Genomic DNA, 26,609 nt, shown 5'->3' with positions numbered 1-26,609 from the left:
ATGCCGATCAAACATCTGTTCCGTGCCGCGCTGCTGATGGCGGCGTGCGCGATGGCGCCACTGGCCACTGCCCGTGACGCGCCGGGCACCACGGCTGCGGCCGCGACCGCCGCGGCGGCCAAGCCGCCCGTACCGCTGTTGTGGAAAGTCACCGGCCCGGGCGATGCACGCGTGTACCTGCTGGGATCGTTCCATCTGCTGAAACCGCAGGACTACCCGCTGTCGCCCGATGTCGAACAGGCGTTCGAAGCCTCGCAGCGGGTGGTGTTCGAACTCTCGCCGGAAGACATGCAGTCGCCACAGCTGGCCAGCCGCATGGTGCAGGCCGCGACCCGCACCGATGGCAGCGAGCTCAAGCGTGATCTCGATGCGGCGACCTGGCAGAAGCTGCAGGCCTTTGCCACCGAGAACAAGCTGCCGCTGGCACAGATGCAGGGCATGAAGGCCTGGTTCGTCGGCCTGAGCATTTCGGTCGGGCAGATGCAGAAGCTGGGCCTGGACCCGGCGCTGGGCCTGGACCGCCACTTCATGGAGCGTGCGCAGAAGACCGGTCGCAAGACGGCGGGCCTGGAGGACATCGATACCCAGATCGGCATGCTTGACGGGATGACGGTGCAGGAGCAGCGGCAGATGCTGGCCGAAGCGCTGGACCAGGCCGGCAAGGCCGATGAGCAGGCGCGGCTGCTGCATGATGCATGGCGTCGCGGCGACGAGCGCCTGCTGTGGACCAAGATGGCGGCGGAGATGCGCCAGCAGTATCCGCAGCTGTACCAGCGCATCAACACCGGGCGCAACGATGCCTGGGTGCCGAAGCTGCAGCCGTACCTGCAGGCCGGGCAGGGCGGTACGCTGGTGGTGGTCGGCACGCTGCACCTGCTGGGCAGTGATGGCGTGGTCGAGAAGCTGAAGGCCAAGGGCTACAAGGTCGAGCGCGTGTGCACGGGGTGCAAGGCGAAACGCTGACGCATCGTTGGCGCGATGCCAAACAGAACGGCGCGCCAGGGGCGCGCCGTTTTCGTATCAGCCGTAGCTGCCGTTCAGCGGCGGGTCTTGCCGCCGGTGCCGGTGCCCGGTTCGCCGGGCTTGTTGCCGGTGCCGGTTCCCGTTCCGGTACCGCCCGGGCGCGGGCCACCGAAACCGCTGCCCATGCTGCGCTGGAACTCCTGCCACAACTCCAGGTTGCGCTCGGTCAGCTGGTTCATCATCGCCCACGGGGTCTGGCCCAGCAGGTTGCCCATCTGCTGGCGGAACTGCTGCTGCTGGTCGAGGAAGACCTGCATGCTGCGCTCCAGATAGTTGCCCATGAAGCCCTGCAGGGAATCGCCGTAGAAGCGGATCAGCTGGCTCAGCAGCTGGGTGGACAGCATCGGTTCGCCGTCCTGTTCCTGGTCGGCGATGATCTGCAGCAGGACCGATCGAGTGAGGTCGTCGCCGCTCTTGGCGTCGCGGACTTCGAAGTCTTCACCATCCAGGATCAGCTGGCGCACGTCCTCGATGGTGATGTAGCTGGAGATCTCGGTGTCGTAGAGACGGCGGTTCGGATACTTCTTGATGATGCGGGTCGCAGCCATGAAGCGGTACTCGTCACAGTAGACGCGCAGCATGGCGCAGTGCAGCAGCGGTTGCAACCGCCCCAGCCCCCGCCAGGCTTGGCTTTCAGGGGCGATCATGTTGCGCAACAAGGGTTTGCGTGCTGCGCAGCATGACCATCGGCAGGGGCCGCCGGTGCATGCCGCGGCGCCCCCCTGCGCGGCTCACCAGCCCATGTGGTGGCCGCCGTTGATGTCCAGGTTGCTGCCGGTGATCCACGAGGCTTCCTCGGCCACCAGGAAGGACACGCCATAGGCGATTTCTTCCGGCTTGCCGAGGCGTCCGGTCGGGATGTCGGCGATGATCTTGGCGCGCACGTCCTCCGGAACCGCCATCACCATGTCGGTGGCGACGTAGCCGGGCGAAATGGTGTTGACAGTGATGCCGAAGCCGGCGTTCTCGCGGGCCAGCGAGATGGTGAAGCCGTGCATGCCGGCCTTGGCCGCAGCGTAGTTGGCCTGGCCGTACTGGCCCTTCAGGCCGTTGATCGAGCTGATCTGGATGACCCGGCCCCAGCCGCGGCGGCGCATGCCCTCGATGACCGGCCGGGTGACGTTGAACACCGAGTTGAGATTGGTGTTGATCACATCGTGCCACTGGTCCGCGCGCATGCGGTGGAAGGTGGTGTCACGGGTGATGCCGGCGTTGTTGACCAGGATCTCGACCGGGCCCAGCTCGGCCTCGACGGCGCGCACGAGTGCTTCGGCGCTGTCCGGATCGGAGACATCGCCCGGGAAGATCGCCACGTGGTAGCCGCGCTCGGTCATCGCCTGCTGCCAGGCGCGGGCCTTGGCCTCGTCGCGGTAGTTGGTGGCGACCCGGTGGCCCTGGTCGGCCAGGCGTTGGCAGATGGCGGTACCGATGCCGCCGGTTCCGCCGGTGACCAGTGCGACGCGAGATGTCATGGAGTGCTGTCCGGGTATCAGGTGGGGGAAGGGGGATTCTGCAACATCGGCGCGGAAAGTGCGCCGGCCGGCAACAGGATGTCGGTCCGCGGCAGCCGCGCCGGGTCGAACGCCCGTTGCGCAGCCTCCAGCAGCGCATCCCGCTCATCGGCGCCGTCCAGTGCGGCAGGCGCCTGGCCCAGCAGCTGCCAGAGCGCGCGCAATACCGGCACCGGCCGCGTGCTGTCCACCGGCAGCGACGCCAGCGACTTGGACAGTTTGTGCCCCGGTGCATCGAGCAGCAGAGGCAGGTGCCAGTAGCGTGGCACGGCCAGGCCCAGCGCCTGCTGCAGCAGGATCTGCCGCGCGGTGGAATCGAGCAGGTCGGCGCCGCGCACCACTTCGGTCACGCCCTGTGCGGCGTCATCGACCACCACGGCCAACTGGTAGGCCCAGCAGCCATCTGCACGGCGCAGCACGAAGTCGCCAACCTCGGCATGCACGTCCTGTCGCTGCGGGCCGCGCAGGCCATCATCGAAGTGCACGACGCTGCCGCGTGGCACGCGGAAGCGGACGGCAGGGTCCGGTCGTGGCTGTCGCGCAACGCAGCGGTGGTGGATGCCGCCGCTGGCGGCCAGTTCGCTGCGGCTGCAGTGGCAGACAAAGGCCAGATCGCTGGCCAGCAGCACGTCGAGCGCGGCCTGGTAGGCCTCCCCGCGCGCGCTCTGCCACAGGACCGGGCCTTCATGGGTGAGGCCGAAGGCGGCCAGCGCCTGCAGTTGTGCCTCCGCGGCGCCAGGCACCGTGCGCGGCGGATCGACGTCTTCAATGCGCAGCCGCCACAGGCCGCCGTGATGGCGGGCGAGCAGCCAGCTGCCGAAGGCGGCAAGCAGGGATCCGGGGTGGAGCAGGCCGGTCGGCGAGGGCGCGAAGCGGCCGCAGGAAATGGGGGAGGTCATGCTGGCTGAATCGTCGGTCAGGTTGGCGCTTGAATTCAAGCTGACCACACCGCAAATTGACTGGTATCGACCCCTTCCGAGCCGGATTTTCCCATGTTTACCCGCATTGCCCTGTTCCTGGCGACCAACTTCGCGGTCCTGATCCTCGCCAGCATCGTGATGTCGTTGCTGGGGGTCAATCCGAGCCAGATGAGTGGCCTGCTGGTCATGGCCGCGATCTTCGGCTTCGGTGGCTCCTTCATCTCGCTGCTGCTGTCCAAGTGGATGGCCAAGCGCTCCACCGGTGCGGTGGTGATCACCGAGCCGCGCAACCAGACCGAGCGCTGGCTGCTGGCCACCGTCGAGCGGCAGGCCAAGGCGGCCGGCATCGGCATGCCCGAGGTGGCGGTCTATGACGGCCCGGAGATCAATGCCTTCGCCACCGGTGCCAACCGCAACAACGCGCTGGTGGCGGTGTCCACCGGCCTGCTGCACAACATGAGTGAAGACGAGGCCGAAGCGGTGCTGGGCCACGAGATCGCCCACGTCGCCAACGGTGACATGATCACCATGGCACTGCTGCAGGGCGTGTTGAACACCTTCGTGATCGTGCTGGCCCGCGTGGTCGGCGGCATCATCGACAGCGCGCTGTCGGGCAACCGCGAAGGCGGCGGCCGCGGCTTCGCCTACTACATCATCGTGTTCGTGCTGGAGATGGTGTTCGGCCTGTTCGCCACGATGATCTCGATGTGGTTCTCGCGCCACCGCGAGTTCCGTGCCGATGCGGGTGGTGCCTCGCTGGCGGGCCGCCAGAAGATGATCGCCGCGCTGGAGCGCCTGCAGCTGAACCACGGCCAGAGCACGCTGCCGACCCAGATTGCCGCCTTCGGCATTTCCGGTTCGACGGCCAAGAAGCTGTTCATGAGCCACCCGCCGCTGGAAGAGCGCATCGCCGCGCTGCGGGCGTCGACGGCGGCGTAAGCCACCGCTCCACGGTAGTGCAGGAACGCCTGGCTTCGCGCCGGGCGTTTTTGTTTGCGCGATGCATTGCTGATGCCGGATCGTGCCCGGCGGATCGTTTCCGCGCCTGCGGGGAGGTGTCACTTTCTTTGCTCGTGCAAAGAAAGTAACCAAAGAAACACGCCGCCAGGGCGCGAGCCGATGCTACGCATCGGTACCCTGCGCTCCTCGGCCCGTCGAGGGACGGTGCGGGAACTCGCTGCGCTCAGACACCCGCACCTCTTCGCCCTCGCCGGACCTGCGGTGCTCGGCTCGCTCAAGGCGGACCCAAGGTCAAATGCCACAGCTGCACCCAGTAAATCCACGCCACGTGTGGATGCTGTTGTTCTTGATCTTGATCTTGATCTTCCAGTCCGCCTTGAGCGAGCCGAGCATCGCAGGGGAATCAGGGGCGAAGAGGCGCCGGTGTCTGAGCGCAGCGAGTTCGGCGCCGTCCCCTGATTCGCCGAGAAGCACAGGGAACCGTCGCGCAGCGACGGCTCGCGCCCCGGCGGCGTGTTTCTTTGGTTACTTTCTTTGCACGAGCAAAGAAAGTGACACCTCCCCGCAGGCGCGGAAACGACTCTCCGTGCGCACAAACGAAAACGGCACCCTCGCAGGTGCCGTCTCCATGAACCGCATTACGCGAAACCTCAGAACTTCGCGTCGAACTCCGCCGCATAACCGGTGTTGACCAGCACCTTCTGCAGCGACTCGGCCACCTTCAGGTTGCCGGCCACGATCTGGTGGGTCTCCGGGCCACGGTTGTCCATGCGGCCCAGGGTCGCGCCCTTGAAGTCGCAGACCTTGCCACCCGCCTCGCGGACCAGCAGCAGGCCGGCGGCGATGTCCCATGCCTTCACGCCGGCTTCGAAGTAGGCGTCGGCGCGGCCGCAGGCCACGTAGGCCAGGTCCAGTGCGGCCGAGCCGGTGCGGCGGATGTCCTCGCCGTGCACCAGCAGGGCGTCAACCGCCTTCAGCTGGGCGCTGGCACGGCTGCGCTCGCGCGGCGCGAAGCCGGTGTGGATCATCGTGCCTTCCAGGTCCTTGCGATCGGCCACGCGGATGCGGCGGTCGTTCAGCACAGCGCCAGCGCCACGGCTTGCGGTGAACAGTTCATTGCGCAGCGGGTCGAAGATGACCGCATCGGTCGGTTCGCCATTCTCGACCAGAGCGATCGACACGCAGTAGTGCGGCACGCCGCGCAGGTAATTGCTGGTGCCGTCCAGCGGGTCGATGACCCACATCTGGCGGCGCTCGCCCTGCACGCCACCTTCTTCGCCGAAGATGCCGTAGTCCGGGTAAGCGCGCTTGAGTTCCTTGACGATGACCTTTTCCGCGTCCGCATCCACTTCGCTGGCGTAGTCCATCCGGCCCTTCTGCACCACGTTCAGTGCCTCGAGCTTGTTGATGTTGCGCAACAGGACGTTGCCGGCGAGGCGGGCGGCCTTGACCATGACGGTGACGGCGGGTTTCTGCATGGCGTGGGCTCCCGGAAAGGCAGAAGAGATGGACTGGCGGGGGAAAAGAGCGGGTCCGGCGCAGTGGCCGGCCGCACAGTTTACCATTGGTCATCGTCCAGCTCGACCTTTTCCCTGTTCATGTCCCAGTTTCCCGCCGCCACCCGCCTCCGATTCGTCCTGGTCGGTACCCAGCACCCCGGCAACATGGGCGCTGCCGCCCGTGCCCTGAAGACCATGGGCCTGGCCCGCCTGGTGCTGGTCGCCCCCGAAAAACCGCTGGACGAGGAGGCTTTCCGCCGCTCGGCCGGTGCCGAAGACGTGCTGGGGGACGCCCCGGTGGTGGCCACCCTGGCCGAGGCCGTGGCCGATTGCCGACTGGTGCTGGGCTGCACCGCCCGTGCCCGCCGCGTCCAGCTGGAGGAGTACCTGCCGGCCGATGCCGCCGCCCGTGCGGTGGCCAAGGCGGGCGAGGGCGCCGAGGTGGCGCTGGTGTTTGGTCGCGAGCGCACCGGGCTGACCAACGAGGAACTGCAGCTCTGCCATGCGGCGGTGCATATTCCATCCGACCCGGCGTTCAGCTCGCTCAACCTGGCAGCCGCGGTGCAGGTGCTGGCCTATGAAACGCGCATGCAGCTGCTGGGCGCGCAGCCGGCCGCCGACGCCGAGCCGGGTTTCCGCGAACAGGCCGCCAGCCATGAGCAGATGGAGAGCTTCTTCGCCCAGCTCGGCGACACCTTGGACGAGATCGATTTCCACAAGGGCCGCGCACCGGAATCAGCGATGCGCAAGCTGCGCCGCCTGTTCCTGCGCAGCGAGCCGAGCGAGCAGGAAGTGCGCCTGTTGCGCGGCATCCTGGCCGACACCCAGCGCATGGCGCGACTGGCACAAGCGGGCAACAAGGACAGCTGACGACGTTCTCATTTTTTCGGGTAGTCTGTCCGGATACCCAGGGGGGATGAAGCCTGTGTCGGGTCTGCGAAGGGCAGTGCAGAGGGGACTGCTGAGCCTGGTCATGATCCTGCTGGCCGGGACGGTGCATGCAGCACCGGACCCGGTGCTGGTGCTGGGCCGGATCAGCGATGATCCCAAGGCCCATTACGAGCAGCTGCAGCCGTTGCTGGACTATGTGGTGGCACGCATGCATGACGTCGGCATCAAGGAGGGGCGGATCCTGATGGCGCGCGACCCGCAGCAGATGGCCAGCTATCTGCGGCGGGGGCGGGTCGACTGGGTCACGGAAACGTCGGGTACGGCGGTGGCACTCGGCCAGCGCAGTGGCGCGCGGCCGTTGTTGCTGACCGAGCGCAATGGTGTGCGTGAGTACCAGACCGTGTTCTTCGTGCGCCGCGACAGTCCGGTCCAGCGCATCCAGGATATGCGTGGGCATCGCCTGGCGTTGCAGAACACGGCGTCCACCAGTGCCTACCTGGTGCCGGTGATGACGCTGCTGCAGGAGGGGCTCGCGCCGCAGATCCTGGCCGGCGTGTGGGACATGCCGGGCCGGGACAGTGTGGGGTATGTGTTCGCGCGCAGCGAGTTGAACATCGCTACGTTCGTGCACAAGGGCGTGGTTGACGTGGGGGCGGTGAGCAGCGTGGACTGGAACGACGAGCGACGGATGCCGGCGGCATTCCGGCGCGACTTCCGCGAGCTGCTGCGCACCAGGCCCTACCCGCGGGCGGTGGAGATGGTGCGCGCCGACCTCGACCCGCGGGTGCGTGACCGGCTGCAGGACGTCCTGCTGCAGGCGGCCAGTGACCCGCAGGCGCAGGGGGCGTTGCATCGGTTTTTCGGTACTTCCGGTTTCCACCGCGTCGATGCGCATGCGCAGCAGCGGCTGGATGAATTGAAACAAGGATTGACGCGCGTGCGGATGGAAGTGGAATGAAGTGGCTCGGCTCGGGAATGCAGGCCCGGTTCCTGCTCGCGATGGGCGGGGCGATGGTCGTGGTGGTGGCGATCCTGGCAGTGTTGCTGGGGCGGCAGGCGGCGATGCAGGGCGAGGTGCGCAACCTCAGTGGTGGCGTCATCCATGAACTGTTCGACCGCAGCGTGCGCAGCCGCGGCGAAGCGATGGCGCGCGAGCTGTCCGACGCGCTGGCCAACCCGTTGTACTACCGCGACCTGGACCAGGTCGGTGCGCTGGTGCGCAGCACCGCACGGCAGCCGGTCGTGCGCTATGTGCTGGTGTTCGACGACCGTGGCCGGCTGGTGCATGACGGCTCGATCGAGGTGTCCGGCTTCGGCCAGCCGATGGCCGACCCGCTCGCTCCCAAGGCCGCGGTGGCGCAGGCGCTGGTGGTGCAGGAATCGCCCAAGGTGCTCGACAACACCATGCCGATCATGGTCGGCAACCAGCGCATCGGCGGCGTCCGCGTCGGCATGGCGCTGGACGAGGTGCAGCAGCGCGAACAGGCAGCCAATGCCACGCTCGGCGAGCGCCTGCAGCAGGTCGGCAGCCGCCACCTGGGCTGGCTGCTGCTGATGCTGGGCCTGCTGGTGGTGATCGGCGTGGCGGTGATCCTGTACGTGCAGCGCACCCTGGTGGCGCCGATCCGGGACCTGGCCGCTGCGGCACGCCGCATCGAGGCTGGCGACTACCAGGCGCCGCTGGCCGAGAACACCCGCAATGACGAGGTCGGCGAGCTGGTGCGCGGCTTTGCCCGGATGCGCGATTCCATCGCCCGCCATGACCGCGAGGTGCGGCGCATGGCCTATACCGATGCGCTGACCGGGTTGACCAACCGGCTGGCGTTCCGGGAAGCACTGGACCATCGCCTGATGGCGGCGCGCGCATCCAATCATCGGCTGGGCCTGCTGTTCGCCGATATCGACGACTTCAAGCGCGTCAACGATACCCTCGGCCACGAGGCCGGTGACGAAGCGCTGTTGCAGTTCGCACAGCGCATCGGGCGCGCGGTTGCCGAAGCGGGAGGCGATGAGGCGCTGCTGGCCCGCTTCGGCGGCGACGAGTTCGTGATCCTGGTCGGCGATGGCGACGTGGCCGCGAACGCCCGGCTGCTGGCCGAGGTGCTGGTGCGCGAACTGGGCAAGCCGCTGGTGGTACAGGGCAGGGAGCTGTTCCTGGGGACCTCGATCGGCGTGACCCTGTTCCCGGACGATGCCGCCGATGCGACCACGCTGCTGAAGAACGGCGACATCGCCATGTACCAGGCGAAGATGGCCGGCAAGAACTGCTACCGCCATTACAGCCGGGCGATGGACCATGCGGTCGAGCGCCGCGTGCACATGGAGCAGGAGCTGCGCGGGGCCTGGGAGCGCGGCGAGCTGCGCCTGGCCTACCAGCCGATCTTCCGCATGCGCGACCGGCGCATGGTCGGCGTCGAAGTGCTGCTGCGCTGGCAGCATCCGACCCTGGGTACGATTCCGCCGTCGGTGTTCATCGAAGTGGCCGAGCAGAGCGGGCTGATCGAGATCATCGGCCCGAAGGTGCTGCGTGCGGCCTGCATGGAAGCCTCGCAGTGGCCACGGGGTGCGGGCGGCGACGATCTGTTCGTGTCGGTGAACGTATCACCGCGGCAGCTGCGCGGCGGCGAGCTGCCGGCGCTGGTTGCACAGTGCCTGCATGAGTCCGGGCTACCGGCCTCGCGCCTGCACCTGGAGCTGACCGAAACCGCAGTGATCGGCGACGAGATGGTTGCCGCGCAGCTGCTGGACAAGCTGCACCGCACTGGCGTGAAGGTCTGGCTGGATGATTTCGGAACGGGCTTCTCCGGTCTCAGCCACCTGCGCCAGGTGCCGGTGGACGGCGTGAAGATCGACAAGAGTTTCGTGGCCGACATGCAGCGCGATCCCGACGATCTGGCACTGACCACGGCCATCATCGCCATGGCCCACGCGCTGGGCATCACGGTGGTGGCCGAAGGCATCGAGCAGCAGGCGCAGTTCGAACTGCTGGTGCAGCGCGGCTGCGATCTTGGCCAGGGCTACTGGCTGAGCCACCCGGTGACCGCCACCGAAGTGGTGCGGATGATCGAATCGGGTCTCTGACCGACGGTTGTTGTGTCGGGGTCAGATCCCTTTTCCGCAGGAAAAAGGGATCTGACCCCCTGCGGAATTACAGCGGGCGCTTGCTCGGGTCGCCGGGCAGTTCGCGCACCAGCTTGGGAATCAGGTAGCCGGACAGGCGTGCGGTCAGGCCGGCAATCAGCGCCTTGGCCTGGCTGTCGTCCACTTCGAAGTGGGCCACGCCCTCGACCCGGTCCAGCTGGTGCAGGTAATAGGGCAGCACGCCGGCGGCGAAGCTGCGCTCGCTCAGGTCCTGCAGGGCCTGCACGCTGTCGTTGACCCCGCGCAGCAGGACGGCCTGGTTCAGCAGCTGGGCGCCGACGCCGCGCAGGCGGCTCATCGCAGCGTCCACGCTGGCGTCGAACTCATTGGCATGGTTGGCGTGGACCACGATCGCCAGCGGCCACGGCAGGCTGCCCAGCCAGGCCAGCAGCTCCTCGTCCACGCGCTCCGGCAGCACGATCGGCAGCCGGGTGTGGATGCGCAGGCGGCGGATGTGCGGGATCGCGCGCAGCGCATCGGTCAGCTCGGCCAGCTTGTGCGTGGCCAGTGACAGCGGGTCGCCGCCGGACAGGATGACCTCGTCGATGTCCGGGTCGGCCGCGATGGCCGCTACGGCCTCCTGCCAGCCGCCCTTGGCGGCGTTTTCCGCGGCATAGTCGAAGTGGCGGCGGAAGCAGTAGCGGCAGTTGATCGCGCAACTGCCGGTGGCGACCAGCAGGGCGCGTCCACGGTACTTCTGGATGACGCCGGTGGCCTTCCTGGCGGCACCATCACCCACCGCATCGAAACTGAACCCGGGTGCCGGGCGCATTTCCTCGTCGACGGGCAGCACCTGGCGCAGCAGCGGGTCGGCCGCGTCGCCCACGCGCATGCGCGCCACGAAGCCCTCCGGCACGCGCAGTGCGAACTGGGCAATGGCCGCCTCCGAGACACCCAGCGCGGCCGGGTCCAGCTGCAGCCGGGCCAGCAGGGCGTGCGGGTCGCGCAGCGCCTGGCGCCAGAGCTGCTGCCAGCGCGCGGGCGCGCCTGGCGACTGGGGCCGGGGGAAGGCGGAAAGCTGCATGGAGAGGGGGCCTGCGGTTATCATGGGGGCAGAAAAACAGTCGCCCACCGGCACCCGGTGGGCTTTCCATTCTAACGGCTCGCCGCACCCGCGGCGTTTTTGCCACTCAGGAGTTTACGCATGGCCAGCTACGGCATGAACGACGTCAAGAACGGGATGAAGATCCTGGTCAACAACCAACCGGCCGTCATCATCGACACCGAATACGTCAAGCCGGGCAAGGGCCAGGCCTTCACCCGCGTGAAGTACCGCCTGATCAAGGACGGCCGTACCCAGGAAGTGACCATGAAGTCGACCGACTCGCTGGATGCAGCCGACGTCGTCGATACCGACATGAACTTCATGTACAGCGACGGCGAGTACTGGCACTTCATGGACCCGGAATCCTTCGAGCAGGTCCAGGCCACCAAGGCCGGCATGGGCGGCGCCGAGAAGTGGCTGAAGGGCGAGGAGTCCTGCGTGGTCACCCTGTGGAACGGTGAGCCGATCTTCGTGCAGCCGCCGAACTTCGTCGAGCTGAAGATCACCGAAACCGATCCGGGCGTCCGTGGCGACACCTCGGGCGGCGGCGGCAAGCCGGCCACCCTGGAAACCGGCGCCGTGGTCCGCGTGCCGCTGTTCGTGAACCAGGACGAAGTGATCCGCGTCGACACCCGTTCGGGCGAATACTCCGCACGCGTCAAGTAATCCGGCGCAGCCGGATTACGGTAGTGACGGCCGCTGGCCGGATACGCGCCATCGCATTCGCGCTGGCGCTCCCATGATCTGCTTCGGCAGATCATGGGCCCCCGCTTCACGGGTCTCCAGACCCCGCCGCTTCGCGGCAGCCCCTGACTCAGGGGCGTGTCCCCCAGAAGTATCTCGCCGCCCCCCAGCCAGTGAGCCCGCATGAGCGATAGCCCGCACCTCCCCGAAGCCTGCGACCTGCTCATCGAAGCCGGTTACGTCGTTCCGATCGAGCCGCATGCGGTGGTGCTGGAAGACCATGCCGTTGCCGTGCGTGGCAGCGAGATCGTGGCCATCCTGCCGCGTGCCGAGGCGCGCGCACGCTTCCGCGCCACCCAGGTGGTGAGCCGACCCGAGGCTGCGCTGATGCCGGGCCTGGTCAACGCGCACACGCACAACCCGATGACCCTGCTGCGCGGCGTTGCCGACGACCTGCCGCTGATGACCTGGCTGCAGCAGCACATCTGGCCGGTGGAAGCGGCGGTGATCGGCCCCGAATTCGTTGCCGACGGTACCACCCTGGCCATCGCCGAGATGCTGCGCGGCGGCACCACCTGCGCCAACGAGAACTACTTCTTCGGCGACGTGCAGGCCGCGGTCTACAAGAAACACGGTTTCCGCGCGCTGGTGGGCGCGGTCATCATCGATTTCCCCACCGCCTGGGCCAAGACCGACGACGAGTACTTCGCCAAGGCCGGTGAACTGCACGACCAGTGGCGCACCGATCCGCTGATCGGCACCGCGTTCGCGCCGCATGCGCCTTACACGGTCAATGATGCCAACTTCGAGCGGGTGCGGATGCTGTCCGACCAGCTCGACATGCAGGTGCACCTGCACACCCACGAGACCGCGCAGGAAATCAACGATTCGATCAGGCTGCACGGCCAGCGCCCGCTGGCGCGGCTGGATCGGCTCGGCCTGGTCAACGACCGCCTGATCGCGGTGCACATGACCCAGCTGACTGATGCGGAAATCCACCTGTGCGCCGAACGTGGCGTCAGCGTGGTGCATTGCCCGGAATCGAACCTGAAGCTGGCCTCCGGTTTCTGCCCGGCCTGCGCCCTGCAGCGCGCAGGCGTGAACCTGGCGATCGGTACCGATGGCTGCGCCAGCAACAATGACCTGGACATGTTCAGCGAGAACCGCACCGCGGCGATCCTGGCCAAGGCCGTGGCCGACGACGCCACTGCACTGGACGCGGCAACCACGCTGCGCGCGTCCACGCTGGGTGGCGCACGCGCGCTGGGCTTCGGCGACCGCATCGGCTCGATCGAAGTCGGCAAGCAGGCCGACCTGGTCTGCGTTGATCTGTCCGCGCTGGAAACACAGCCGCTGCACAACGTGCTGTCGCAGCTGGTGTACGCCACCGGCCGCCAGCAGGTCAGCGATGTCTGGATCGCCGGCAAGCCGAAGCTGGTGCAGCGCGAGCTGGTCGGCATGGACCTGCCGGGCATCATCGCCAACGCGCGCCAGTGGCGCGAGCGCATCCGCCATTTCCGCGCCTGAACCCTGGCGCCGCAAGGACATCCCACATGACTGCCCCCCACGCTTCCTCAAATTTCGATCAGGCCGAGCTGGACAAGTTCGCTGCGCTGGCCAACCGCTGGTGGGACGCTGACGGCCCGCAGAAGCCGCTGCATGCGCTGAATCCGGTGCGCCTGCAGTACGTGGCTGACCGCGTGCCGCTGCGCGGCGCCCGCGTGCTCGACATCGGCTGCGGTGGCGGCCTGTTGAGCGAAGCGCTGGCCCAGGCCGGTGCTGACGTCACCGCCATCGACCTGGCCCCGGAGCTGGTCAAGGTCGCGCGCCTGCATGCGCTGGAAAGCGGCGCCCAGGTCGATTACCGGGTGCAGGCGGCCGAGGATCTGGCCGCCGAGCAGCCGGGCAGCTTCGACGTGGTCACCTGCATGGAAATGCTGGAGCACGTGCCGGACCCGGGCGCGATCATCGAGGCCTGCAAGCGCCTGCTGAAGCCGGGCGGCCACCTGTTCCTGTCGACCATCAACCGCACCGCCGCCGCGTTCGCGGTGGCGATCGTCGGCGCCGAGTACGTGGCGCGCCTGCTGCCCAAGGGCACGCACCACTACCAGGAATTCATCAAGCCGGCCGAGCTGGCGCGCTGGCTGCGCGAGGCCGACCTGCAGCTGGTGGATGTCAGCGGCATGGCCTACGAGCCGTGGCGCAACCATGCCCGCCTGAGCAGCCGCACCGACATCAACTACCTGGCCTACGCGGTCAAGCCGGCATGACCGCCGCCCGCTTCCCGCGTGCGGTGCTGTTCGACCTGGACGGCACCCTGCTGGACAGCGCGCCGGACTTCGTCGCCACCTGCAACGCGATGCTGGCCGAGCGTGGTCGTGCGCCGATCGATCCGGCGGTGCTGCGCCCGGTGGTCTCCAAGGGCTCGCGCGCGATGGTCGGGGCCGCTTTCCCGGACCTGGATGCCGCTGCGCGAGATGCACTGATTCCGGAATTCCTGCAGCGCTACGAAGCGCTGATCGGCCAGCACGCGGTGCTGTTCGATGGCGTGGCCGGCATGCTTGCCGCGCTGGATGACGCCGGCACCGTGTGGGGCATCGTCACCAACAAGCCCGAGTACCTGGCGCGGCTGATCCTGCCGCAGCACGGCTGGCAGCAGCGCTGTGCAGTGCTGGTCGGCGGTGACAGCCTGGCCGAGCGCAAACCTCACCCGCTGCCGCTGCTGCACGCTGCGCAGGCCATTGGCGTTGCTGCCGAAGACTGCGTGTACGTGGGTGACGACGAGCGCGACATCATCGCCGCGCGGGCCGCGGCCATGCCGTCGGTGGCAGCCCTGTGGGGCTACCGCCTGCACAGCGACGATCCGCTGGCCTGGCAGGCCGACGTGCTGGTCGAGAACGCTGAACTTCTGCAACTGGCCAGTCTCTGGCCGACCCGGCCGGCAGCCCCGGCCCAGCCGTAAGGAATGGTGTAGTGAGCAGTACCGCGCTGGACAGTTTCCTCGACAAGTGGCGCAGCCGTTGGCCGGAATGGTCGGTGGCCGCCCCGTTCGTGGCCGAATCGCAACGCGAGCTTGCAGTGGCGTGGTTCGCGCTGCTGCAGGAGTTCGACGACATGCTCAACACCAGCGGCGATCCGCTGCCGGCCGACGCCAAGCTGGCGTGGTGGGGCGAGGAGCTGCGCAGCTGGGCGGGACATCGCTCGCGCCATCCGCTGGGCAGGCTGCTGGAGCCGATGCGTGCACCGTGGGCCCAGTTGGCCGAGGCACTCCCGGATCTGGTTGAAGCGCGCACGGTCGCGCTGGATGCGGCTGGCGCCGAGCGCGCGCTGGCGAACTACGCCGAGGCCGTAGCCGCGGTGGAGGCGGCCTTGTTCGCTGACAAGCCGCGCACCGGCGCCGGTCGTGCGGTGCAGCTGCAGACCTTGGCGCAGCGCCTGCAGGACGCTGGCGTGGCGGGTGTGCCGCGCAGCCTGCTGGACGAGGACGCCAGCAATGCCGCACAGCGCTGGGCGCAGCATCTGTTGAAGGGGTGGGGCACCCGCGTGCCCGGCCCGCGCCCGCGCCGTGTGTGGTCCAGCCTGGCGCGTGCGCGGGTGGCGGCACAGGCCGCAGGCAAGCCGATCGAGGCCACCCCGGTGCGCACCCTGCTGCGCGTGTGGTGGGCCGCGCGCGGTTGATCCACCGTACCTGGTTGTGCCGGCCGCTGGCCGGCATCCAGCAGGGCGCGGAAGTGGATGCGGTTGCCGGCCAGCGGCCGGCACTACCGTTACTTGCGCTCCAGCACCAGCAGCGGGTCGATACGGGTCTCGAACCAGTTCATGCCCCAGTGCAGGTGCGGGCCGGTGGCACGGCCGGTGGCGCCGACAGCAGCGATCACCTGGCCCTGTTCAACCCGGTCGCCGACCTTTACGTCGATGCGCGAGAGGTGCAGGAAGTTGGAGCTGACCCCGAAGCCGTGGTCGAGCAGCAACGTGCCGCCGGTCAGGTACAGGTCCGGGCCGGCGAAGGTGACGATGCCGGCGGCCGGTGCTTTCACCGGCGTGCCGGTCGGCACCGCGATGTCCATGCCGGAATGACCGGCGCCGGGCTGGCCGTTGTACACGCGGGCATTGCCGAAGCGGCCGCTGATGCGGCCCTGCACCGGCCAGATGAAGGTCTGGGTGAAGTCGGTGCGGTCGTCATCGCGGGCGCGTGCGGCGGTCACCTGCGCCTGTTCGCGCTTGATCCGCTCGGCAATCGCCGGCGGCGGGTTGACCGTCTTCGGCGGCACGCCATTGACCCGCTCTGTGGGCCAGTCGCGCGGCGTCACCGCAATGGTCGCGGTCTCGCTGCCACCATCGGGGCGCTGCACCTGCACGCGCAGCGGGCCCTTCTCGTCACGGCCGATGCCGAACACCACGCTGCCGTAGCCGCTCACCCGCAGCTGGCGACCGGCGTACTGCACGCGGCTGCCGGCGGGAACCTTGCCGATCACCAGTGCGCCCTGCGACGCACTGGCCGGGAACACCACGCGGCTGTCGATCAGGCTGCCAATGCCATCCTGCGCCTGCGCCGCGGGTACGGAAAACAGGGGCGCGGCCAGCAGCGCCCCGATCAGAAGTGCCGAGCGCATCAGCGGTTGTAGGTCATGCGCTGGCCGGCGGGTTCGCCCACCAGGTTGCTGCCGTCCCACACCAGCTGGCCGTTGACCCAGGTGGAGGCGACGCGCGAACGGAAGGTGGTGCCCTCAAACGGCGACCAGCCGCACTTGGACAGCACGTCCTCGCGCTTGACCGTGAACGGCACGTCTTCGACCAGGACCAGATCGGCGAAGTAGCCTTCGCGCAGGAAGCCACGTTCTTCCACGTCGAACAGCTGCGCCGGGGCGTGGGCGAACTTCTGCACCACCTGCTCGCGGGTCAGCTTGCCTTCGTGCACGCGCTCCAGCGCGGCCACCAGCGCGTACTGCACCAGTGGCAGGCCGGAGGGGGCCTGCGCGTAGGGCTTCTGCTTCTCTTCCCAGGTGTGCGGCGCGTGGTCGGTAGCCAGCACGTCCAGCACGTCGTCGGCCAGCGCAGCGGTGATCGCCTCGCGGTCGGACACTTCCTTGATGGCCGGGTTGCACTTGATCAGGTTGCCCTTGGTCGCATAGTCCGGACGCGCGAAGTGCAGGAAGTGCACGCAGGTTTCAGCGGTGATCTGCTTGCGGCTGCCATCGGCGCGGATCAGCGGGCCCTTCTCGAACAGCGCCAGTTCATCGGCGGTGGAGATGTGCAGCACGTGCAGGCGGGTGCCGTGTTTGCGCGCCAGCGACATCGCCAGGCGGGTCGACTTGATGCAGGCTTCGCGCGAGCGGATGTCCGGGTGCATGTCCGGGGTCAGCGCATCGCCGTACTTTTCCTGGAAGGCCTTCAGGTTGGCATCGATCATCGGCGTGTCTTCGCAGTGCGTGATGATCGGGGTCGGGCATTCGCGGAAGATCGCGTCCAGCGTTTCGGGGTTGTCGACCAGCATGTTGCCGGTCGAAGCACCCATGAACACCTTCACGCCCGGCGCCTTCTTCGGGTCCAGCGCACGGATGGCGTCCAGGTTGTCATTGCTGGCGCCGTGGTAGAAGCCGTAGTTGGCCCAGGCGCGGCCGCGCGCGAGCTCGTACTTGGCTTCCAGGATGGTCGAATCCAGCGTCGGCGGGTTGGTGTTGGGCATGTCCATGAAGCTGGTCAGGCCACCGGCCACGGCCGCCGCCGATTCGCTGGCGATGTCGCCCTTGTGGGTCAGGCCCGGTTCGCGGAAGTGCACCTGGTCATCGATCATGCCCGGGAGCAGCCAGCGCCCGGCCGCGTCCACCACCTGCTCGCCGTCGCGCGGCGCCAGCCCGTTGCCGATCTGCGCGATGCGGCCGTTCTCGATGCGCAGGTCGCCGTCGAAGGTGCGGCCTTCGTTGACCATGCGGGCATTGGTGATGAGGGTGGAGGACATGTCAATGTTTTCCTGTGCAACGGCAAGAGGGGGCGTTGGGGGACTCGGGCACGGGGTCGAAGCCGCCGGGATGGAACGGGTGGCAGCGGCCCAGCCTGCGCGCAGCCAGCCAGCTGCCGCGCAGCGGGCCGTGCCGCGAGATCGCGTCCATCGCGTATTCAGAACAGCTCGGCACGAAACGGCAGCGGGGCCCCAGCAAGGGGCTGATGAAGCGCTTGTAGAAGCGCAGCAGGGCGATGAGCAGGCGCGAGATCACCCAGTCATCTTATGCCAGTTGGCATGAAGGCCGCATTTGTGCAGGATGGGCCGTTGGTCGCATGTCGCCGATGGCCTGCGACCGGTACCAGCACCGTCGGGTGCTGGCCAGGTTCCGTACCGCGCAAGGCGGTCCGTGTTCGTCGGACTGCCCATTGGGCGCCTTGGCTCCAGGACTGAATGGAGCAGGGTGCCGAGGTTGCTGCTGCGGGTCGGGTAGGCTATAAAGGCCCGCTTTCCCGGGCCCCGGGGAATCCAAGGAAGAGCGTTTCGTGGCTGCTAAAAAAACTGCAAAGAAGGCCGCAACGGCCGCCAAGAAAACCGCCAAGCCTGTTGTGAAGAAGTTGGCGGCAAAGCCCGTTGCCAAGAAGCCGGCGAGCAAGCCGGCGACCAAGGCAGCGTCCTCGCAACCGGCGGCCAGGAAGGCCACCGCAAAGAAAACGCCGGTCAAGGCAACCAAGCCGGTGGCGAAGAAGGCCGCTGCGCCCGCCAAGGCCAAGCCAGCCGCTGCCAGCAAGAAGGCGCCGGTGAAAAAGGCCGTCAGCAAGGCTGCGCCGGTGAAGAAGACCGTCGCCAAGCCGGTGGTCAAGAAGGCAGCAGCCAAGCCGGCGCCGAAGGCGGTGGTGAAGAAGGCTGCAGCCAAGCCGGTCGCCAAGCCGGCGGCAAAGAAGGTCGCTGCGGCCAAGCCGGTCGCCACGCCTGCCGCTGCAAAGAAGGTTGCCAAGAATGTTGCCGCACCGGCCGTAAAGCCGGCCCCGGCCCCAGTAGTGAAGTCCGCACCGAAGCCTGCTGCCAAGCCGGCTCCGGCCAAGCCTGTCCCGGCCAAGACCGTGGCAGTGGCAGCAGCCCAACCGGCCTCCAAGCCGGCCCCGGCCGCCGCTCCTGCCGCTTCGAAGGCCCCGCAATCCAAGAATCCCGTGCCCGTTTCGAAATCGCCTGCCAAAACCGCCGTGAAATCCGATTCCGCCCCGAAGACCGTGTCGCGCCCTGTCGGCAAGGTTGCCGTGGCCGTCGCCGCCCGCTCGGCAGCACCGGCCCCGCGCAGCAAGTACAAGGTGGTCGAATACAAGACCGACGAGGCCACCGGCCGCCCGATCCTGCCGGCTGGCTACAAGCCGTCCTCGGAAGAGGAATACATGAGCCCGCTGCAGCAGGAGTATTTCCGCCAGCGCCTGCAGAACTGGCGCGCGGACCTGGTGGAAGAGTCCAAGCAGACCATCGAGAACCTGCGCGAGGAAGTGCGTGACATCGGCGACGAAGCCGAGCGCGCGACCCGCGAAACCGAGAACTCGCTGGAACTGCGTACCCGCGACCGCTACCGCAAGCTGATCGGCAAGATCGACAGCACCCTGAAGCGCCTGGAAGCGGGCGACTACGGTTACTGCGTCGACACCGGCGAAGAAATCGGCCTGGAGCGCCTGGAGGCGCGCCTGACCGCCGAGCGCACCATCGATGCCCAGGAGCGTTGGGAGCATCTGCAGAAGCAGCAGGGCGACTGATTCCTGATCGTTGTCTGGTCATGCAGAAAACCCGGCTTCGGCCGGGTTTTTTGTTGGGTTCGAGTTGGCTGTGTAGAGCGCCTTCCGGGTATCGGGTGGAGCCTGCGGGTGGGGCCGATGTAGAGCCGAGCCCACGCTCGGCTCAGGCCGAAGCCGGAGGGCAAGGAAGAGCAAAAGCAAAAGCAAAGGCAGCCAAGCATGGCTTGGCTCTATCAGGAACGGTCATGCGTGCGCTCGCGGCTGTTGAGTCCGCCTTGTAGCGAGCCGAGCACCGCAGGGGAATCAGGCGCGAAGAGGCGGCTCTATCCTGTAGAGCCGACTGCTGGTCGGCTGGCTCTCCGCGCCGTCCCCTGATTCACCGAGGAGCACAGGGCACCGGCGCGCAGCGCCGGCTCGCGGATGGCGGAGCGCTTCTTTGGTTACTTTCTTTTCGCGAAAAGAAAGTGACAAGCCCGATCATCGAGGGAGAGCAACGGCCCCAGCCAAACGCCCGGCGCCGCCGAATCCGCTGTTAGCAGCGTCACTGCAGGTCGCGAAGATTCAACTTCCGCAGCGTCGGGTTCTTCCACGCGGTGATCCCGGCAACGCTCAGCACCGCGAACCCGCCCAGCACCACGGCCGGTACCAGGCCGAGCAGCTTCGCCATCGTGCCGGCATAGAACGCGCCCAGCTCGTTGGACGAACTGATGAAGATGCCGTTGATCGACGATACGCGACCGCGCATTTCTTCCGGCGTGGCCAGTTGCAGGATGGTCGAGCGGATCACCACCGAGACGCCATCGAAGGCGCCGTAGAACAGCAGGATCAGCGCCGACAGCCAGAAGTGCTGCGACAGCCCGAAGCTGATCACGCACAGGCCGAAGCCGGCCACCGCGAACAGCAGCACGCGGCCGGCATTGCGGTGCAGCGGGTGGCGGGCCAGCCACAGGCCCACGCACACCGAGCCCAGCGCCGGCATCGCGCGCAGGATGCCCAGGCCTTCCGGGCCGTGGTGCAGGATTTCGTGCAGGAACGCCGGCAGCATCGCCACCACGCCGCCCAGCAGCACCGAGAACATGTCCAGCGCCATCGCGCCGACCATGATCCGGTTGCCGACCACGAAGCGCGCGCCTTCGGCGATGCTCTTGAAGATCGGCGCGGCAGGGCCGGTGTGCACCGGCTCCTCCACTTTCAGCGTGGCCAGACAGGCCATCGCCACCAGCGCGAAGGCGGTGGCCACCGCGTAGGACAGGCCCTTGCCACCGAAGCCGACCAGCACGCCGCCCAGTGCCGGGCCGGCGATCATGCCGGCCTGGAATACCACCGCGCCCAGGCCGGCGCCACGCGCGAACTGGTCACGGGCCAGTACGCGGGCGAACAGGGCGTTGTAGATCGGCGACAGGAAGGCGCGGACCATGCCGGTCAGCGCAATGGCTGCGTAGATCGGCCACACGCCGTCGATCGGCAGCCAGCCCATGGCCACGCTGGTCAATACCAGTGCGGTGGCGATCAGTCCGCAACAGGCGACCATGCCCAGGCGGCGGCGCGGCAGGTGATCCACCAGGTAACCGGCGAACGGCGCCACGCAGAAGAACGGCAGCACCTCGGCCAGGCCGATCAGGCCCAGCGAGAACGGATTGCGGGTGACTTCGTAGATGTGCCAGCCGACGGTGACCGCGACCACCTGGTAGGACAGCATCGCGAAGATGCGGTACGCCAGCAGCCTGGCGAAACCGGGCCGGGACAGCAGGCCCCGCGCGCTGTCTTCGGCTGTGGCAGGCTCGCTCACGACGGGTCGCGCTGCAGCTGGGCCTGCGCGGTCTCGCGGATGAAGGCCAGCATCGCCGCCACGCCGTTGCTGCGGGTCGGCGAGAGGTGGCGGGCCAGGCCGATGTCCTGGATGTAGCTCGGCTCGGTGGCCAGGATCTCCTGCGCCGAGCGCCCGGAGTACACACGCAGGGCCAGGAAGATCAGGCCGGAGACAATCGCCGAATCACTGATGGCATGGAAGCGCAGCGACTGCGCGTTGCCTTCGGGCACGATCCAGACCATCGACTGGCAGCCGAGCAGGCGATGCTCTTCGGTCTTCCATTCTTCCGGGAAGGCCGGCAGCTTGCGGCCGAGGTCGATCAGGTACTGGTAGCGCTCGGACCAGTCGCCGAAGAAGCCGAATTCCTCGGCGATGGCGGCCTGTGCCTCGGCGGCGGTGGGTTCAAGCGGGAACGGGGAGTCGGTCACAACAGTCTCTACGGTGGGGGCGTGGCCGGCGTACCGGCCACGGGGCAGGGCGGGTCAGCCGCGCTTGCGCGACCAGCGCACGCCCTGCGGGGTGTCTTCCAGCACGATGCCTTCGGCGGCCAGCTGGTCGCGGATGGCGTCGGAACGGGCGAAGTCGCGCGCCTTCTTGGCAGCGGCACGCTCATCGATCAGGCCCTGGATGCGGGCATCGTCGCCGCCGTCGCTGGCCGCAGTGCCGAACCACTGCGCTGGATCGGCCTGCAGCAGGCCCAGTGCCAGTCCGGCGCCGAGCAGTTCACCCTTCAGGCGCGCCTGCTCGGCCGGATCGGTGGCACGACGCGCATCGGCGGCGATGCGGGCCACTTCGGCCAGTGCCTGCGGGGTGTTCAGATCGTCATCCAGGGTCGCCTCGACCGTGGCCGGGATCGCAACGACCGCCTCGACTGACGCCAGTTCGCGCAAGGTGCCGTACAGGCGGTCCAGGGTGCGCACCGACTGTTCGATCAGGCCATCGGACCAGTCCAGCGGTTGCCGGTAGTGGGCCGACAGCAGGGCCAGGCGCAGTGCTTCCGGCGGGTGCTGGCGCACCAGGTCGTGCACGCGCTCGATGTTGCCCAGCGACTTGCTCATCTTGGCGCCGCCGAAGTTGAGCATGCCGTTGTGCAGCCAGAAGCGGGCGAAGATCTTGCCGCCGTGGGCGCACTCGCTCTGCGCAAGCTCGTTCTCGTGGTGCGGGAACTGCAGGTCGACGCCGCCGGCATGGATGTCGATGGTCTCGCCCAGGTGGGCGGCGGCCATTGCCGAGCACTCGATGTGCCAGCCCGGGCGGCCACGGCCCCAGGGCGACGCCCAGCCGGGCAGGTCGTCGCTGGACGGCTTCCACAGCACGAAATCACCCGGATCACGCTTGTACGGGGCCACGTCGACACGGGCGCCGGCCAGCATTTCGTCCGGATCGCGGCGCGAGAGCTTGCCGTAGCCATCGAAGCTGGCCACCGCGAACAGCACGTGGCCTTCGGCAGCGTAGGCATGCCCGTTGGCGATCAGCTGCTCGATCATGGTGATGATCTGCGGAATGTGCGCGGTCACCTCCGGCTCGATGTCCGGCGGCACCACGCCCAGCGCGGCCATGTCCTCACGGTAGGCGGCGGCGAACCTGTCGGTGATGGTGCTGATCGGTACGCCCTGCTCGCGCGCGGCGGTGTTGATCTTGTCGTCCACGTCGGTGATGTTGCGCGCGTAGCGCAGGCCACCGAAACGGCGCCGCAGCAGGTCGGCCAGCACCCCGAACACCACCGGGCCACGGGCGTTGCCGATGTGCACGTAGTTGTAGACCGTCGGGCCGCACACATACAGGGTCGGACAGGCCGGATCGAGCGGGGTGAACGGTTCGAGCTGGCGAGTCAGGTTGTTGTGCAGGCGCAGGGTCATGGGGCTGTGGCTGGGGGACAAGCCTGTGATTTTAGAACGTGTCGGCCCCCTTTGGGGGCACCCGTTGCCACCGGTGGACGCCGGGGCCACCCGGGGTGGGGTGGGCAGGAGCGGCGTGGACGGGTAATGTTCAGCCCCTTGCGCTCGCCACTGCCTACACTATTGCCGTGTCCTTGCTCCCGTCGCCAATGAAATCCACCGCGTTGCTGACCCTGGCCTGCCTGTCGGCGCTGCCCGCCGTGGTGCTGGCGCAGGAGGCCGAGCCCCGCAACCGGGTGGTGATCGTTGAGAACGTGAAGTTCGACTACGCCCAGGTGCTGAACGTGGAGCCGGTGTTCCAGACCCTGCGCGCGACCCGCACCGAGGAGCACTGCGAGCCAGTGTCGACCCGGACCCTGGCCCCGGTGAACGTGACCGGCGAGGAGCCGGTCGAGGACAAGGGCCGGATCAGCCGCTTCTGGGACTCGGTGCGCTCGATGTTCAAGCGCAGCGACGAAGAGGCCGTTGAGGAGCCCGGAGCCGAGACGCCGGCCCCGGCACCGGCGAACACTGGCCCGATGCTGACCCGCGACTGCCGCATCGTGCCGGTGGGGCGTGAATTCCGCCGGCCCATCGCCTACGACGTGGATTACGTCTACAAGGGCACCAAGTACCGTTCGCGGCTGCCGGAAGACCCCGGCAACCGGCTCAAGATCCGGGTGTCGATCACGCCCTGGGTCGGCCCGGAGCAGGGCACGGCCAGCAATCCCTGATTCTGGGACCCCGGCCCTTGCGCCGGCCTCGGCCGCATGCAAAGATGGTTGACCATGAAGCTCACCGACTTCCAGCACGACAGCAGCGCAGCCCGACAGGCGTCGGGCATGACCTCGCGTGCGCGTCGACCGGAACCCCACATCCTCGCTGGGTAACCGGAGCTTTTTGCTGTTCGTCCGAAAAAACCCAGCCCGCCGGCTGGGTTTTTTCGTTTCCGCGCTTCAAAAATGCATCTTCTGAAAGCTGCAACTGCAATCTTCCCGCTCCACCTTTGATTCCTGTTTTCCCTTCCACCGCGTCGAAACCGGCGCCGCCACGCAAGGAAAGATGATGTCCCCAAAGCACTTCCTGAACACCCAGGACTGGAGCCGCAGCGATCTCGACGCGCTGTTGACCCAGGCGGCGCTGTTCAAGCGCAACAAGCTCGGCGACCAGCTCAAGGGCAAGTCGATCGCGCTGGTGTTCTTCAACCCGTCCATGCGCACCCGCACCAGCTTCGAACTGGGCGCGTTCCAGCTCGGTGCCCACGCGGTGGTGCTGCAGCCGGGCAAGGATGCGTGGCCGATCGAGTTCAACCTCGGCACGGTGATGGACGGCGATACCGAAGAGCACATCGCTGAAGTGGCCAAGGTGCTGGGTCGTTACTGCGACATCATCGCCGTGCGTGCGTTCCCCAAGTTCATCGACTGGGCCTACGACCGCCAGGACATCGTCCTCAACAGCTTCGCCAGGTACTCGCCGGTGCCGGTCATCAACATGGAGACCATCACCCACCCGTGCCAGGAGCTGGCCCACATCATGGCCCTGCAGGAGCACTTCGGCACCCAGGACCTGCGTGGCAAGAAGTACGTGCTGACCTGGACCTACCACCCCAAGCCGCTGAACACCGCCGTTGCCAATTCGGCGCTGACCATCGCCACCCGCATGGGCATGGACGTGACTCTGCTGTGCCCGACCGCCGACTACATCCTCGACGAGCGTTACATGGGCTGGGCCGAGCAGAACGTGGCCGAGAGCGGCGGCTCGCTGAAGATCAGCCATGACATCGACAGCGCCTACGCCGGCGCCGACGTGGTCTACGCCAAGAGCTGGGGCGCGCTGCCGTTCTTCGGCAACTGGGAACCGGAGAAGCCGATCCGCGACCAGTTCAAGCACTTCATCGTGGACGAGCGGAAGATGGCGCTGACCAACAATGGTGTGTTCAGCCACTGCCTGCCGCTGCGCCGCAACGTGAAGGCCACCGACGCGGTGATGGATTCGCCGCAGTGCATCGCCATCAACGAAGCCGAGAACCGCCTGCACGTGCAGAAGGCGATCATGGCGGCGGTTGCCGGGCGCTAGATCGAACAAGGGGTAGAGCCGACCGTTGGTCGGCTGCTCCCGCAGCGGCGCATCCAATATTCCAGCCGACCAACGGTCGGCTCTACCGAATTCCCATCCCCCAAGTGGACCTGACCCCCATGAGCAACAAAGACGTCGTTCTCGCCTTCTCCGGCGGCCTGGATACCAGCTTCTGCGTGCCGTACCTGCAGGAGCGCGGCTACAACGTGCACACCGTGTTCGCCGACACCGGCGGCGTCGATGATGAAGAGCGTGACTTCATCGAGAAGCGCGCCGCCGAACTGGGCGTGGCGAGCCACCTCACCGTCAACGGTGGCCCGGCCATCTGGGAAGGCTTCGTCAAGCCGTTCGTGTGGGCCGGCGAAGGCTACCAGGGCCAGTACCCGCTGCTGGTCTCGGACCGCTACCTGATCGTCGATGCCGCGCTGAAGCGTGCTGCCGAGCTGGGCACCAACATCATCGCCCACGGTTGCACCGGCATGGGCAACGACCAGGTCCGCTTCGACCTGGCCGTGAAGGCGCTGGGCGACTACCAGATCATCGCGCCGATCCGCGAGATCCAGAAGGAACACACCCAGACCCGCGCCTACGAGCAGAAGTACCTGGAAGAGCGTGGCTTCGGCGTGCGCGCCAAGCAGCAGGCCTACACCATCAACGAGAACCTGCTGGGCCTGACCATGTCCGGCGGCGAGATCGACCGGTGGGAAGCCCCGGGCGAGGGTGCGCGTGGCTGGTGCGCACCGCGCAGCGAGTGGCCGGAGCAGGCCCTGACCGTGACCCTGAAGTTCGTTGAAGGCGAAGCCGTCGAACTGGACGGCAAGGCGCTGCCGGGCGACCAGATCCTGGCCCAGCTCAACAAGCTGTTCGCCCCGTACGGCGTGGGCCGCGGCGTCTACACCGGCGACACCGTGATCGGCCTGAAGGGCCGCATCGTGTTCGAGGCCCCGGGCCTGGTTTCGCTGCTGGCCGCACACCGTGCGCTGGAAGATGCGGTGCTGACCAAGCAGCAGAACCGCTTCAAGCCGGACGTGGCGCGCAAGTGGGTGGAGCTGGTGTATGAAGGCTTCTACCACGACCCGCTGAAGACCGACATCGAAGCCTTCCTGAAGTCCTCGCAGGCCAAGGTCAACGGCGAAGTGGTGCTGGAAACCCGTGGTGGCCGCGTCGATGCGGTGGCCGTGAAGTCGCCGCACCTGCTCAACACCAAGGGCGCCACCTACGCGCAGTCGGCCGACTGGGGCGTGGAGGAGGCTGAAGGCTTCATCAAGCTGTTCGGGATGAGCTCCACTGTCTATGCGCAGGTCAATCGCGGTTGACCTGTGACGGGGTGCCGGCCGCTGGCCGGCGCCTCGCAACGTCGATGGAGGGTAGTGCCGGCCGCGGGCCGGCATGCGGGACCGCAGGGTACAAAAGGAGGCCGCCCCCGGCCCGCCCAAAACCGTATGAAACAAAACCCAAATAAAAAAAAAAAGTGAAAACA

General features: G+C 67.5%; 25 protein-coding genes. 14 read left to right on the top strand and 11 right to left on the bottom strand.

Features of this window, described 5'->3' with window-relative positions; translation table 11 throughout:
- Positions 1–963, top strand: coding sequence for a TraB/GumN family protein (locus tag AC5JLE_RS16790; RefSeq protein ID WP_101765819.1), 963 nt, complete (start codon positions 1–3; stop codon positions 961–963).
- A gap of 74 nt (positions 964–1,037) precedes the next feature.
- Here AC5JLE_RS16790 and phaR read toward each other — a convergent pair whose 3' ends face one another.
- From phaR to gluQRS, 3 genes are all read right to left on the bottom strand, one after another.
- Positions 1,038–1,571, bottom strand: coding sequence for a polyhydroxyalkanoate synthesis repressor PhaR (gene phaR, locus AC5JLE_RS16785; RefSeq protein WP_041864232.1), 534 nt, complete (start codon positions 1,569–1,571; stop codon positions 1,038–1,040).
- A 183-nt stretch (positions 1,572–1,754) separates the two neighbouring features.
- The gene (locus AC5JLE_RS16780) at positions 1,755–2,495 is read right to left on the bottom strand and encodes a beta-ketoacyl-ACP reductase (RefSeq protein WP_014647808.1); all 741 of its coding nucleotides are present in this window, start codon (positions 2,493–2,495) and stop codon (positions 1,755–1,757) included.
- A 17-nt stretch (positions 2,496–2,512) separates the two neighbouring features.
- Positions 2,513–3,433: a tRNA glutamyl-Q(34) synthetase GluQRS gene (gluQRS, locus tag AC5JLE_RS16775; protein ID WP_241884346.1), complete on the bottom strand. Its 921-nt coding sequence runs from the start codon at positions 3,431–3,433 to the stop codon at positions 2,513–2,515.
- A gap of 93 nt (positions 3,434–3,526) precedes the next feature.
- Here gluQRS and htpX point away from each other — a divergent pair, with 93 nt between their 5' ends.
- On the top strand, positions 3,527–4,393 hold the full coding sequence (htpX, locus tag AC5JLE_RS16770; protein WP_014647806.1) for a protease HtpX: 867 nt from the start codon (positions 3,527–3,529) through the stop codon (positions 4,391–4,393).
- A 671-nt stretch (positions 4,394–5,064) separates the two neighbouring features.
- Here htpX and AC5JLE_RS16765 read toward each other — a convergent pair.
- On the bottom strand, positions 5,065–5,892 hold the full coding sequence (locus tag AC5JLE_RS16765) for an inositol monophosphatase family protein (protein WP_005417749.1): 828 nt from the start codon (positions 5,890–5,892) through the stop codon (positions 5,065–5,067).
- Positions 5,893–6,012: 120 nt separating this feature from the next.
- Here AC5JLE_RS16765 and AC5JLE_RS16760 point away from each other — a divergent pair, with 120 nt between their 5' ends.
- The 3 genes from AC5JLE_RS16760 (at position 6,013) to AC5JLE_RS16750 (ending at position 9,885) form a co-directional block, all read left to right on the top strand.
- The gene (locus tag AC5JLE_RS16760) at positions 6,013–6,783 is read left to right on the top strand and encodes an RNA methyltransferase (RefSeq protein WP_032956141.1); all 771 of its coding nucleotides are present in this window, start codon (positions 6,013–6,015) and stop codon (positions 6,781–6,783) included.
- Positions 6,784–6,886: 103 nt separating this feature from the next.
- Complete coding sequence (locus AC5JLE_RS16755; RefSeq protein ID WP_227864238.1) at positions 6,887–7,762, top strand: phosphate/phosphite/phosphonate ABC transporter substrate-binding protein; 876 nt, start codon at positions 6,887–6,889, stop codon at positions 7,760–7,762.
- Positions 7,759–9,885, top strand: coding sequence for a putative bifunctional diguanylate cyclase/phosphodiesterase (locus AC5JLE_RS16750; RefSeq protein ID WP_014647803.1), 2,127 nt, complete (start codon positions 7,759–7,761; stop codon positions 9,883–9,885). The genes AC5JLE_RS16755 and AC5JLE_RS16750 overlap by 4 nt, the downstream gene beginning before the upstream one ends.
- 67 nt (positions 9,886–9,952) lie before the next feature.
- Here AC5JLE_RS16750 and epmB read toward each other — a convergent pair whose 3' ends face one another.
- Complete coding sequence (gene epmB / locus AC5JLE_RS16745) at positions 9,953–10,993, bottom strand: EF-P beta-lysylation protein EpmB (RefSeq protein ID WP_087948696.1); 1,041 nt, start codon at positions 10,991–10,993, stop codon at positions 9,953–9,955.
- Between the two features lie 96 nt (positions 10,994–11,089).
- Here epmB and efp point away from each other — a divergent pair, with 96 nt between their 5' ends.
- The 5 genes from efp to AC5JLE_RS16720 all read left to right on the top strand — a co-directional run bounded on the left by efp (position 11,090) and on the right by AC5JLE_RS16720 (position 15,352).
- A complete protein-coding gene (gene efp, locus AC5JLE_RS16740) occupies positions 11,090–11,656 on the top strand; it encodes an elongation factor P (protein WP_005410381.1) in 567 nt (188 codons plus the stop codon).
- 201 nt (positions 11,657–11,857) lie between these two features.
- A complete protein-coding gene (locus AC5JLE_RS16735; protein WP_496065494.1) occupies positions 11,858–13,201 on the top strand; it encodes a TRZ/ATZ family hydrolase in 1,344 nt (447 codons plus the stop codon).
- 26 nt (positions 13,202–13,227) lie between these two features.
- Positions 13,228–13,944 (top strand): bifunctional 2-polyprenyl-6-hydroxyphenol methylase/3-demethylubiquinol 3-O-methyltransferase UbiG, encoded by a 717-nt coding sequence (ubiG, locus tag AC5JLE_RS16730; protein WP_014647800.1) that lies wholly within the window; start codon positions 13,228–13,230, stop codon positions 13,942–13,944.
- Positions 13,941–14,636: a phosphoglycolate phosphatase gene (locus AC5JLE_RS16725; RefSeq protein WP_014647799.1), complete on the top strand. Its 696-nt coding sequence runs from the start codon at positions 13,941–13,943 to the stop codon at positions 14,634–14,636. Before ubiG ends, AC5JLE_RS16725 begins: the two co-directional genes overlap by 4 nt.
- A gap of 11 nt (positions 14,637–14,647) precedes the next feature.
- Complete coding sequence (locus tag AC5JLE_RS16720; RefSeq protein WP_049406312.1) at positions 14,648–15,352, top strand: squalene/phytoene synthase family protein; 705 nt, start codon at positions 14,648–14,650, stop codon at positions 15,350–15,352.
- Between the two features lie 89 nt (positions 15,353–15,441).
- Here the strand turns inward: AC5JLE_RS16720 and AC5JLE_RS16715 are convergent, their stop codons facing one another.
- From AC5JLE_RS16715 to yidD, 3 genes are read right to left on the bottom strand one after another with little or no spacing between them, the layout of a single operon-like run.
- The gene (locus AC5JLE_RS16715; RefSeq protein ID WP_032956132.1) at positions 15,442–16,287 is read right to left on the bottom strand and encodes a M23 family metallopeptidase; all 846 of its coding nucleotides are present in this window, start codon (positions 16,285–16,287) and stop codon (positions 15,442–15,444) included.
- Complete coding sequence (locus tag AC5JLE_RS16710; protein ID WP_032956131.1) at positions 16,287–17,633, bottom strand: dihydroorotase; 1,347 nt, start codon at positions 17,631–17,633, stop codon at positions 16,287–16,289. Before AC5JLE_RS16710 ends, AC5JLE_RS16715 begins: the two co-directional genes overlap by 1 nt.
- Position 17,634: 1 nt before the next feature.
- A complete protein-coding gene (gene yidD, locus AC5JLE_RS16705; RefSeq protein ID WP_014037867.1) occupies positions 17,635–17,889 on the bottom strand; it encodes a membrane protein insertion efficiency factor YidD in 255 nt (84 codons plus the stop codon).
- A 271-nt stretch (positions 17,890–18,160) separates the two neighbouring features.
- Between yidD and dksA the strand changes: the two genes are divergently transcribed.
- Positions 18,161–19,387 (top strand): RNA polymerase-binding protein DksA, encoded by a 1,227-nt coding sequence (gene dksA / locus AC5JLE_RS16700; RefSeq protein WP_075076325.1) that lies wholly within the window; start codon positions 18,161–18,163, stop codon positions 19,385–19,387.
- 520 nt (positions 19,388–19,907) lie between these two features.
- Here the strand turns inward: dksA and AC5JLE_RS16695 are convergent.
- From AC5JLE_RS16695 to cysS, 3 genes are read right to left on the bottom strand one after another with little or no spacing between them, the layout of a single operon-like run.
- Positions 19,908–21,155 carry an MFS transporter gene (locus AC5JLE_RS16695; RefSeq protein ID WP_197562141.1) on the bottom strand — a complete coding sequence of 416 codons (1,248 nt, stop codon included), beginning with the start codon at positions 21,153–21,155 and terminating at the stop codon, positions 19,908–19,910.
- Positions 21,152–21,604 carry a SufE family protein gene (locus tag AC5JLE_RS16690; protein WP_014647792.1) on the bottom strand — a complete coding sequence of 151 codons (453 nt, stop codon included), beginning with the start codon at positions 21,602–21,604 and terminating at the stop codon, positions 21,152–21,154. Before AC5JLE_RS16690 ends, AC5JLE_RS16695 begins: the two co-directional genes overlap by 4 nt.
- A 54-nt stretch (positions 21,605–21,658) precedes the next feature.
- On the bottom strand, positions 21,659–23,035 hold the full coding sequence (gene cysS / locus AC5JLE_RS16685; protein ID WP_014647791.1) for a cysteine--tRNA ligase: 1,377 nt from the start codon (positions 23,033–23,035) through the stop codon (positions 21,659–21,661).
- A gap of 188 nt (positions 23,036–23,223) precedes the next feature.
- Between cysS and AC5JLE_RS16680 the strand changes: the two genes are divergently transcribed.
- The 3 genes from AC5JLE_RS16680 to AC5JLE_RS16670 all read left to right on the top strand — a co-directional run bounded on the left by AC5JLE_RS16680 (position 23,224) and on the right by AC5JLE_RS16670 (position 26,445).
- Positions 23,224–23,787: a glycine zipper 2TM domain-containing protein gene (locus tag AC5JLE_RS16680; protein ID WP_014647790.1), complete on the top strand. Its 564-nt coding sequence runs from the start codon at positions 23,224–23,226 to the stop codon at positions 23,785–23,787.
- Between the two features lie 331 nt (positions 23,788–24,118).
- The gene (locus AC5JLE_RS16675) at positions 24,119–25,129 is read left to right on the top strand and encodes an N-acetylornithine carbamoyltransferase (RefSeq protein ID WP_014647788.1); all 1,011 of its coding nucleotides are present in this window, start codon (positions 24,119–24,121) and stop codon (positions 25,127–25,129) included.
- 119 nt (positions 25,130–25,248) lie between these two features.
- On the top strand, positions 25,249–26,445 hold the full coding sequence (locus AC5JLE_RS16670) for an argininosuccinate synthase (protein WP_014647787.1): 1,197 nt from the start codon (positions 25,249–25,251) through the stop codon (positions 26,443–26,445).
- The last annotated feature ends 164 nt before the right edge of the window (positions 26,446–26,609 follow it).

It is taken from the genome of Stenotrophomonas sp. (assembly GCF_059505245.1).
This window is presented reverse-complemented; position numbering and strand designations above follow the sequence as displayed.